Annotated in this window: 10 protein-coding genes and 1 pseudogene; 2 read left to right on the forward strand and 9 right to left on the reverse strand. The window is 44.0% G+C overall.

Annotated elements, in window-relative coordinates; translation table 11 throughout:
* The first annotated feature begins 80 nt into the window (after window positions 1–80).
* Together COT43_08420 and COT43_08425 are read left to right on the forward strand one after the other, a co-directional pair.
* Window positions 81–635 carry a nitroreductase gene (locus COT43_08420; GenBank protein ID PIS27837.1) on the forward strand — a complete coding sequence of 185 codons (555 nt, stop codon included), beginning with the start codon at window positions 81–83 and terminating at the stop codon, window positions 633–635.
* A gap of 52 nt (window positions 636–687) precedes the next feature.
* A pseudogene (locus COT43_08425) lies at window positions 688–2,355 on the forward strand (formate--tetrahydrofolate ligase).
* Between the two features lie 17 nt (window positions 2,356–2,372).
* On the opposite strand, the gene COT43_08430 reads toward COT43_08425, so the two are convergent.
* The 9 genes from COT43_08430 to COT43_08470 all read right to left on the reverse strand — a co-directional run.
* Window positions 2,373–3,050: a DUF554 domain-containing protein gene (locus COT43_08430; GenBank protein ID PIS27838.1), complete on the reverse strand. Its 678-nt coding sequence runs from the start codon at window positions 3,048–3,050 to the stop codon at window positions 2,373–2,375.
* A gap of 18 nt (window positions 3,051–3,068) precedes the next feature.
* A complete protein-coding gene (locus tag COT43_08435; protein ID PIS27839.1) occupies window positions 3,069–3,263 on the reverse strand; it encodes a PspC domain-containing protein in 195 nt (64 codons plus the stop codon).
* 72 nt (window positions 3,264–3,335) lie between these two features.
* A complete protein-coding gene (locus COT43_08440) occupies window positions 3,336–3,707 on the reverse strand; it encodes a cupin (protein PIS27840.1) in 372 nt (123 codons plus the stop codon).
* A 23-nt stretch (window positions 3,708–3,730) separates the two neighbouring features.
* On the reverse strand, window positions 3,731–4,213 hold the full coding sequence (locus tag COT43_08445) for a hypothetical protein (GenBank protein PIS27841.1): 483 nt from the start codon (window positions 4,211–4,213) through the stop codon (window positions 3,731–3,733).
* Complete coding sequence (locus tag COT43_08450; protein ID PIS27842.1) at window positions 4,210–4,779, reverse strand: hypothetical protein; 570 nt, start codon at window positions 4,777–4,779, stop codon at window positions 4,210–4,212. Before COT43_08450 ends, COT43_08445 begins: the two co-directional genes overlap by 4 nt.
* A 381-nt stretch (window positions 4,780–5,160) precedes the next feature.
* The gene (locus COT43_08455) at window positions 5,161–5,592 is read right to left on the reverse strand and encodes a hypothetical protein (protein PIS27843.1); all 432 of its coding nucleotides are present in this window, start codon (window positions 5,590–5,592) and stop codon (window positions 5,161–5,163) included.
* Window positions 5,593–5,718: 126 nt separating this feature from the next.
* Window positions 5,719–6,120 (reverse strand): hypothetical protein, encoded by a 402-nt coding sequence (locus tag COT43_08460; protein ID PIS27844.1) that lies wholly within the window; start codon window positions 6,118–6,120, stop codon window positions 5,719–5,721.
* 266 nt (window positions 6,121–6,386) lie between these two features.
* Window positions 6,387–7,367, reverse strand: coding sequence for a hypothetical protein (locus tag COT43_08465; GenBank protein PIS27845.1), 981 nt, complete (start codon window positions 7,365–7,367; stop codon window positions 6,387–6,389).
* Between the two features lie 18 nt (window positions 7,368–7,385).
* On the reverse strand, window positions 7,386–9,640 hold a 2,255-nt coding region (locus COT43_08470), incomplete at its 5' end, for a site-specific DNA-methyltransferase (GenBank protein PIS27846.1).

Consider the following 9,640-nt stretch of genomic DNA (forward strand, 5'->3'; position numbering starts at 1 on the left):
GGCAGATATAGAACCACTGGTGTTTTTAAACAAAAGAATCACTATATTTTAAAAGATGAATATTGGAGGAAAGAATTGAGATGGAATTTTCCGACCTGATTCAACAACGACGATCTTTCAGATCGCTGGCGCCCGTAAGGATTACTCGTGAAATGGTTCTTGAAATAGCATCTACTGTAAGTTTGTCGCCATCCTGTTTCAATAACCAGCCGTGGCGGTTCGTCTTTGTAACCAATCCAAAGAAACTTCAAGAACTTTTCGCGGCATTGTCGCCGGGCAACGATTGGGCGAAAAAGGCTTCAGCAATTGCCGCAATCTTTAGTAAAAAAGAGTTCGATTGCGTCATCAAAGAACGCGAGTACTTTCTGTTCGATGCTGGAATGGCGACGGCATTTTTGCTATTGAAAGCGACGGAAATGGGATTAGTCGCTCACCCAATTGCCGGGTTTGATTATCAGGCGGTCAAGACGGCGTTACAGCTTCCCGACAAAATTTCGCTGATTGCTTTGGTTATCATCGGCAGGAAAAGCGAAGCCATCGACGTCTCATTATCTGAAAAGCAGAAGGCGATGGAACTGACCCGACCCGAAAGATTTACAATGGAAAAATTTGTCTGGTTTGATGAATACACTTAAGCCCAAATAAAATGGGGCTAATAAAACTGTAAAATATATCGTGGAGTAGCCTATGCCTGATTCATTATCGCAGAAAGAAAATCCCCGACTGTTGCCAATTTCTGATATTGCTCGCAGTATCGGATTGGAGCGGGATGAAATTGAGCTATATGGAAATGATAAAGCCAAAGTCAAACTGACTGCTATTGAAAAGTGACGTTCTGCGCCGGATGGTCAGTTAATTTTAATTTCTGCTATAACACCGACGAGCGCAGGTGAAGGAAAAACCACTGTCGCTATCAGTCTGGCGATGGGGCTTAATCAAATCGGAAAGAAAGCCGCCGTGACACTTCGCGAACCGTCATTAGGTCCCGTTTTTGGCATGAAAGGCGGAGCAACCGGCGGCGGTCGAGCGAAAGTTTATCCGACTGAAGACATCAATTTAAATTTTACGGGGGACATTCATGCTGTAACAGCGGCTCATAATCTAATCGCGGCGTCGATCGACAACTATTTGTTTCGGCGAGTCGATCCGTTGCTGGATGTGCGGAAAATATTTTGGAACCGCGTAATGGATATGAATGATCGCGCATTGCGGAATCTTGTCGTCGGATTAGGCGGAAAAGTCAACGGTTTTCCGCGTGAATCCGGATTCGGAATCACCGCCTCGTCCGAAGTGATGGCAATTCTCTGTCTCTCCGAATCCTATCCAGAATTGAAAGAGCGACTGGGGAAAATTTTACTTGGTTTAACTGTGGATGATCAGCCGGTTTTTCTGAACCATCTGCGGATCACTGGCGCCGTAGCGGCGATTCTTCGGGATGCGCTGAAACCGAACCTTGTACAGACTAGTGAAGGAACTCCTGCTTTTGTACATGGCGGTCCGTTTGCCAACATCGCACAGGGAACCTGTTCCGTTCTCAGTATGAAACTGGCTTTGAAAATCTCGGAGTTCGTCGTGACGGAAGCCGGATTTGGTTGTGATTTGGGTGCGGAAAAGTTTTTTGATATTGTCTCACAGAAATCCGGTCTGGACCCGAAAGCCGTTGTTCTGGTTGCGTCTGTCCGCGCATTGAAATTGCATGGCGGCGTATCGAAAAAGGAATTAGACAAGCCTAACCCGGAAGCGATGTTGAGAGGTTTTGCGAATCTGGAAAAACATTTGGAAAATGTCGCCAAATTCAAATTGCCCGCGGTCGTTGCGATCAATCGATTTCCAAACGACACTACAGAAGAAATTGAAACGCTGAGGCATGCGATTACAGAAGTCGGTGCGCAATCAGCGATAGTGACTTCATTCGAAGATGGCGGTAAAGGCGCCGTCGATCTTGCCGAGAAAATCGTCTCTGCGGTCGATCACGCTAATCAATTCGAACCGCTTTATCCGCTTGATTCTACGGTTGAGGAAAAGATTAATCGCGTTTCTCAGGAAATCTACGGGGCGAGCGGCGTCGATTTTTCAACGGAGGCAAAAGTCGATCTGAAGCTGATTGAAAGACTTAATCTAACACAATTACCGGTTTGTATTGCCAAGACGCAGTACAGCCTTTCAGATAATCCTGAACTTCTTGGCAAACCGCAAAATTTTACAATTAAAGTTAGAAATATCGGGATATCGTCAGGCGCCGGCTTTTTGGTTCCGTTTACCGGAGCGATTATGCTCATGCCGGGCTTGCCGAAAACGCCATCCGCCGAGTCGATCGACATCGATGAAAATGGGAAAATCACGGGTTTGTTGTGAGAAAAGGAAATCTTGTGTTAAAGAAAAAAGTAAGCCAGAAAAACTACGACCACCAGCGCCGGCAACATATTGACGATCCGCAGGTGCTTGATTTCCAGTATATTGATCCCGAGTCCGATCAGTAAAATCCCGCCGACCGCCGTTAGTCCGTTGATGATCGGCTGACTAAAAACCGATCCGAGCGCGTGTGCGAAGAGTGTGAGCCCGCCTTGATAAATTAGTAGTGGGATGACGGAAAAAAATACGCCGCTTCCCAGCGCAGAAGCGAGAGCGATGGAACTAAAACCGTCCATCAGCGATTTTGCCAAAAGCAGGTTAGGTTTTCCACCGAACCCTTCTTCAAATGCGCCAAGAATCGTCATCGAACCCATACAAAAAAGAAGGAAAGCGGTGACGAGTCCTTCAGCAAAACGATCATTCGCTGAACCAAGTTTTATTTTCAATCGTTCGCTCAACCGGTCGATCCCAGATTCCAGATTTAACAGTTCGCCGAGGATTGCGCCGATGACCAGACTAAATACGACGATAAGGAAAGAAGATGTTTTAGACGCCATGATGAAACCCAGACCGAGCGTGAACAATCCGATCGCCTGAAAAACGATCGTCACGATTTTCTGCGGAAGTTTGGAGTGCAGAAAAAGTCCGATGGAACTTCCAACCAGAACGGCGACTATGTTAATCCACGTACCCAGCATGAAATGAAGAATTGCCGACTACTCGATCGGCCCTTCGGGAATGATGATCCAGCCGATAATGTAAGTAACGATCATCGGTAAAAAACCGGTAACGATCGTTGCAAAAACGACGCCCAGACGAATGAGCGTCGAATCGATGGACAGTATTTCGCTCAGCCCGCCGCAAATCCCGGCGAGTTTTTCATCGGTTTTGGATCGGTAAATTTTCTTCATGGTCTGATTCTCCTTTATCTACGGATAATTTTAACGAATGATGGGGTGAATTCCAAATGGCAAAATCTGAGATTACGCGTCCGTTTTCCGATGAACAGTTTCCAACGAAAATGCCGGCAGGCAAACTGAGATGTATTCCGACGGTTCGTCAAACGGATTGGAATACCGGACGCATGTGCCTTTCTTGACGACGATGGATTCGCCTGCATTAAGAATGACTATTCCGCCGTCGATTTCGATCTGTTTCTTTCCTTTTTGAAGCAGGGTGAATTCGTCAAACTCCGGCGTCTGAGGCGGTTCGCTCCAATGCGGCGGAGCGACCATCAGGGCAATGCTGATCCGTGTATCGCCATCGCTAGCTCGACCGAAGTGCTCCTCAATGTATTTGCCATCGGTTGTGGGAATTATGGTCGGTGATTTTTGAATGAAAAAAGGTTTGCTCATCAGTTTGTTCCTTCATTAAAATTTTAAATATGCCGGAGAATCACAAAAGTCACGCCGGCATTTGGATGCGTCGTGTCGGGATCGTTTTTGATCACGATAAATTTCTTCTTCAATGGTCGCAGTTTTTCATGTTGTTCAACGACTTCGTCGCCGGGAATGAAATCCACAATAAACTCGCGTTTTCTGAAGCCGATGAGACTTTGCAGAACAGCATATCGAATGTCTCCGCCAATGCCATGCGAACCGTAGCCGTGGATCAGTTTCAAAACGACGGCTCGATGTTGTTTACCGCTGTGAATTGCCGTTTCCAACCGCGCTAACGCTTGTGAAATCGTTGGTAGGTCAACTTCCAGATTGACGATCTCGTATGGTTTTTTGGCATCTTTTTTTAAAGGAAGAGAGATGTCATTTCCGCAATAAGGACAAACCGGAACGGCGGACGCGATTTCGTTTCCGCACTTGGAGCAAACGATTAACGGCATTCGGATTTTCGGGCGATTTTTCATTTTTTCTTTTCCACAATCACCCAAACGTTGTATTTACCAGTCTCTATACGAACTCGGGCTTTGGGATGATGAAAGAGTTCGGCGATGCGCGGAGGAGAAAGGAAATGACTGCGCATCAAGGCAAACTTTTCAGCCAATGCAATTAATTTAATGATAGAAGTGCGAATATCAGGTTCTTCGATGATGATTCGACCGCCCGGTTTTAACAACCGCCAGAGTTCGCTCGCCGTTTTGCGCTGGTTGCAAACATGATGAAGAGTGTCAACCATGATGATACGTGCGAAGGTTTCATCAGGAAACGGAAGTTTTTCCGTATGTGTACAGACCGGGCGCAATCCTTCTTTTTGGCGAGATTCAGACAGCATTTTGTAAGACAGATCTGCGACAACAATGGGGCTGGCATTGCCATTCATAAATTGCGCCACCCGACCCGTGCCGCCGCCCGCATCCAGTAATGCGCCGGAGACAGGTAAATCTGCCAGCGCCCAAATTTCTTGCGGGTCTTTGGGCGGAATGAAGTTTTCGTAGAGAGGTGCGAGGAAATCGAAATGATCAAAGATGGGCATGAGGATTTATCTCCAGGGTTGGGATGCGAATAAATTTTTTCCGATACAACGCAACATTTGCATCTTCACAATTTAGACAAGAAGAGGTCACCATCTCGATTTCTTTACCATACTTTTTGCAGACGTTTGTATTCTTTTTCATCTGATTGAAATCTAATGTAAATCTTTGCGAGAATGTAATGGAAATTTTAAAAAAATGATTGTTGTGAAAATAAAATCAGCAGGTTTGATCTGCTACTCTGAAAATCCAATCTGTATCGGTTTATCCAGATGAGAAATTAATCGATCCAAATTGCCGCCGGGTTTAGCATAAGCGACCTGAATCTCATCCGCCAAATTAGCTATCAGTTCATTCCGAATCACGGATAAAAGGATTTCGGACTACTTTTCCCTAGCCAATAATACCGCTGTCTTTCGCGTATTTTCTTCTATCGCGACAAAACAGGATATAGATTGCCCAATAGCAATCCACATTATGCCGGTAATTACTCCTATAACACCAGAAATTAAAGTGACAGTTGCACTATCCCCTTGAGCCAAATAAAGAAGTCCAACTAATAATGCTAACAATCCAATACCAGTTATTATCCACCCAATAAACGATGTGATTTTTCCAGTTGTTACAAGTGTTTCAAACCGGTGCTCAATATTCACGTTTGATTCGACCAGCTCCTCCAAATCCACTACATTGATTTCCTTTTGGCAAGAAGCACAATAAATTTGCGGCGCATGAGTTTCGTCATCTTCTAACTCAAGAACAACTCCACAGAATGGACACTTAAACTCTTTCGGAAACATTTGTTGCTTTTCCATTTCATCCTCCTTTTGGTTATTTACATTTTATCCGACATTTATCAATAAATTGAAATTGTCAATCAATCTTTATCCTGACCATCCTTCAATCCCATAAATCCCAGTTCAGACTTCCTTCCCAATCCGTTATTTATCACTTTCATTTCCAGTGCTTGTAATCCTCTGGTTACAAATTTTGAAGCGTTTTGGCATTTTTGACAGTGTATGATATAAAATCTCGTCAATCGTAATCAATTCATTCCCTGGATAGGTTTCTTCCATCTGAAGTATTTTTCCCTCATAGTATAGATCGATTAGTCTCTTGAAAGTAGGACAAATCAGAACAAGTACTTTGTCTTCAAAAGACCATTCTCCCGGAAGGTTCAGATATGGTTTACACAATGATAGACTATCTTTAATGCTATTCGCTAAATGCATGGTTTTAGGAAGACAGGTTCCACCAAATGACTTTTCTTGAAGAAGCAGAAGCCTCTGGACGATGTTAACATCAGAGGGAACCTTTCTTAGATTGATCTTCTTATGTTTCATAAGTTTCTCAAACGATGATTCGGATTGCTCCTTTCTTCCACGTTTCCATCCTTCAATCCCATAAATCCCAGTTCAGACCTCCTTCCCCATCCGGTACTTAATATCATAACCGTCTGCACTATGATTTTTCTGATTCTCTGATTCACTATGATTGAACCCTTCCACAATAATCATAGTCTTCATTCAATCATTCCAATCATAGTTCAAGACTTTTCCCCCTCCACTACCACGATCTTTCCAACAATAGAAATCTAAAAATCACTCGCTCAGCGATATGACAAAAAATGCTCTTCCAGCAATTTTACACAATCCGTTGGATTTTCTCCAATATGAACCTGACGGCGGGGTCCTCGTAATAACTTGTCAATTTCATCTTTTTTTCGGTTGGTTAATCCCATATTCGTGGCATATATTTCAACGTCATCGCGTAGAATTTTGGGAATATCTAATACTTGAAGATTATCTTCTGCAAAACCAAAACCCATAAAGAAGATTCTTTTTGCCTTTTGTATTTCGGCTTTTACCAGTTCTGCATTTGGGTTTTCACGCTCTTCTTTAATGACAAAAAGATTATCGACTAACTTATTTATGTCGTGCTCATTTAGTCGGGAACCGTATTCAACACTATTTGAGTTTTGCCATGGCAAATTCCCAATTGTACCATATACATGAATAATTGGAATCGATAAAATTTCCTCAGTCAAAATATCAGTGCTCATTTCGGTATAATGACTTGTCAAAGACGTATGTAAAAAATGCTCTATAGAGCGATCGTAATTAAAGGTGATAAAACTAATATGGTTTTTATTTATCTGACAATTCTTTGGCCCTCTGAAATCTTTTATCAGTTCGTTAAATAAGTCTTTGTACCAATCCTGTTTTCTATATTCGATATCAACTTCGTAAAGAAATCTGCTTAAATCTTCTTTAAGTGCAATTGACAGTAAAATAGCTTTCTTACCTGGAGATAAAAAACTGGGATTGTCAGTAAGATATCTATCTATTGAAAGCCCCGATCCTTTTCGAAAATTCACACGAAACTTTTCGGTATCATCAACGATTTTTTTAATCACCCAATTAATACGATTTCTATCTAAGGGTGATTGTCTATAATACTCTGTTGCCCAGTTTTTTAAGTTATTCTCGAAATGCTCTATGATATCCTTGTTTAGTTGGTCGGCTGTCGGAAATTTATACGGGACACTCGCTCCCGCACCTAAAATGAATACTGTTTGCTTATCAATCATTTTATCATCGAATGACTTTTACACCGCCACCACTTTCGTCGTTTCTTCTCCGAACATACTGATGACGCGGACGGCGATTTTCTGGTCGCTCTTTTTAATCTCGATGGGATGGGAAACATGACCATAGAGGCGGTCGAACGCCTCGTCGTCGATTTCGATTTTCATCGTCTTTTCCGCCTTATGTTTGATTTCATGTTTTGCCAGATCGCTGAGTCCTCTTTTCCATTTATCAAATTCGTCCCGGTCGCCGCCGCAGAAGAAAACCTGTTTCACCACGAAGTTACTGCCGTCATAATCGTCATCTATCATCCAGTAAGCGATGTCGCTAACGTTCCGGGCTTTAACTTCATCTTTGATCGGGTCGTATATATCCAATCCACAAATTTCTACCGTAACCTGATTTTCCTTTTTATGCACCGTAATATCCGGCTCGCCAATGGTAACAAAGGATGCGGCGGATTTCGACGGTTTCTTTTTCAGACCTTCCTGCAATAAATCATCGTGGATGCGTGCTTTGGTCACTTCAAAATGTCCCATGCTCATGGTCTTGACGTCGCCTTCGATATCACTTTCAAAACTGAAACCAAGGATAACTAACCACTGCGCATCACCACGAATCCGGCAGGCCTTGACCGCCTCGTTCACGGCGGTTTTGCTGACCATGCCGAATTTGGGACCGATATGGAAATAGGCTTTCTTTTCTCCAACCCCGTTTTGAAAAAAGCCTTCGGCATGCAGATAGGCGTCCGGCAATATATCAACTCTGGTAAAATTGACCCGCTCGTCTTTGCGACCGTTCTTAATGCCGGTGGAGAGCAAATGCTGTTTGATTTTCTCCGACCACTCCCCGGCATCTTCGCCGGCGATTTGTTCGATTTCGAGTTCTGCGGGAGAAACCGGCTCGAAGTTTTGCAGGGTTTCAACAGTAAATGGACCACTGACGCGCAGTTTCTTGCGGTCGATCTCCGGCTGGTCATAGAGCGTCTCCGTTGCAGGCGGCTCGTCATTCGCCAGTGATTTCAGGGTAATATGCGGGACGGTCTTATAGACAAAGCCCTGGCGAATGTCTTTGGTTATGGGATGCTGATCCTGTCCATTTTCCGGGACGGACTGCTCGCTGTATAGTTTGTAATACGGATAAGTCGCCGTCATCAGTCTCTGCTTGGCAATGTTCAGCGCAATCCGGCTGGTGTCAATTGTGATCCACCGCCTGCCCCACTGCTCCGCCACAAATGCCGTCGTGCCGCTTCCGCAGGTCGGGTCGAGCACCAAATCTCCGGGATCGGTGGTTAAAAGAATACATCGTTGAATAACTTTCGTGGTTGTTTGCACGACATATTGCTTTTCGTGAACTAATGCACCGCCGCCAGCATCCATCCAAATGTTTTTTATTTCTGATACCGGAAAATCATCCAAGTATCTGATATAACATAAATTTTTCCCTTCAAGTATTAATCTCTTACTTTCACCTAACCTACGTAGTCCATCATGCATAATGGACCAGTGACGTCCTTGTGGAGGTGTATATATTGTTCCATTCCAAGTAAAGGGCTGCGAAGTTTCTCCTGAAGTTTGACCCTGCGAATTAAGAGCCGTTATTCTAAACCTCTTACCTCTGGGTGATTGAACTACTCCGTCTAATTCATCAGATGATAATCTTCTAAATTCTCCATTCTCAAATTGTATATAAGAGTATCTTGTGAAATCTTCATCTTCATTCCTTTCTTCAAACAAAGGTCTGTACTTCATTCTATCGGCATTTCTTGAATACATAAGAATGCAATCATATATTCTGTCTAAATGACTACTTCCTTTCCCTGCCGTTGTTTTAAAAACAATCTGAGATAAAAAGTTCTCACTTCCAAACACTTCATCCATGATCGACCGGACTAAGTGGACGTTTTCGTCGGAGATTTGGACGAAGCAGGAACCGGATTCGGTGAGGAGTTCTCTGGCGATCAGGAGGCGGTCGCGCAGGTACGAGAGGTAAGAATGGATGCCGAGTTCCCAGGTATCGCGGAAGGCTTTGATGACTTCCGGTTCGCCGGCTAAGGAATCGTCGCTACCGTCTTTGACGTCGCGGTTATTGAGTTTGATCTGCCAGTTACTGCCATATTTTATGCCATAGGGCGGGTCCATGTAGATCGTCTGGACTTGTCCCGCCATGCCTTCGCGCTCCAGCAGGCTGGCCATGACGAGGAGGCTGTCGCCCTGGATGAGGCGGTTGGTCCAGCCGTCCTGATGCTGGTAATATTCGCTAACTTTGTCGAGTT

It is taken from the genome of Candidatus Marinimicrobia bacterium CG08_land_8_20_14_0_20_45_22 (assembly GCA_002774355.1).
Lineage (GTDB): Bacteria > Fidelibacterota > UBA2242 > UBA2242 > UBA2242 > 0-14-0-20-45-22.

Excerpts from the sequence above, each read along its gene's own strand:
- COT43_08420 (PIS27837.1), top strand. The coding sequence starts at position 81 with ATGGAATTTTCCGACCTGATTCAACAACGACGATCTTTCAGATCGCTG.
- COT43_08430 (PIS27838.1), bottom strand. The coding sequence starts at position 3,050 with ATGCTGGGTACGTGGATTAACATAGTCGCCGTTCTGGTTGGAAGTTCC.
- COT43_08435 (PIS27839.1), bottom strand. The coding sequence starts at position 3,263 with ATGAAGAAAATTTACCGATCCAAAACCGATGAAAAACTCGCCGGGATT.
- COT43_08440 (PIS27840.1), bottom strand. The coding sequence starts at position 3,707 with ATGAGCAAACCTTTTTTCATTCAAAAATCACCGACCATAATTCCCACA.
- COT43_08445 (PIS27841.1), bottom strand. The coding sequence starts at position 4,213 with ATGAAAAATCGCCCGAAAATCCGAATGCCGTTAATCGTTTGCTCCAAG.
- COT43_08450 (PIS27842.1), bottom strand. The coding sequence starts at position 4,779 with ATGCCCATCTTTGATCATTTCGATTTCCTCGCACCTCTCTACGAAAAC.
- COT43_08455 (PIS27843.1), bottom strand. The coding sequence starts at position 5,592 with ATGGAAAAGCAACAAATGTTTCCGAAAGAGTTTAAGTGTCCATTCTGT.
- COT43_08460 (PIS27844.1), bottom strand. The coding sequence starts at position 6,120 with ATGAAACATAAGAAGATCAATCTAAGAAAGGTTCCCTCTGATGTTAAC.
- COT43_08465 (PIS27845.1), bottom strand. The coding sequence starts at position 7,367 with ATGATTGATAAGCAAACAGTATTCATTTTAGGTGCGGGAGCGAGTGTC.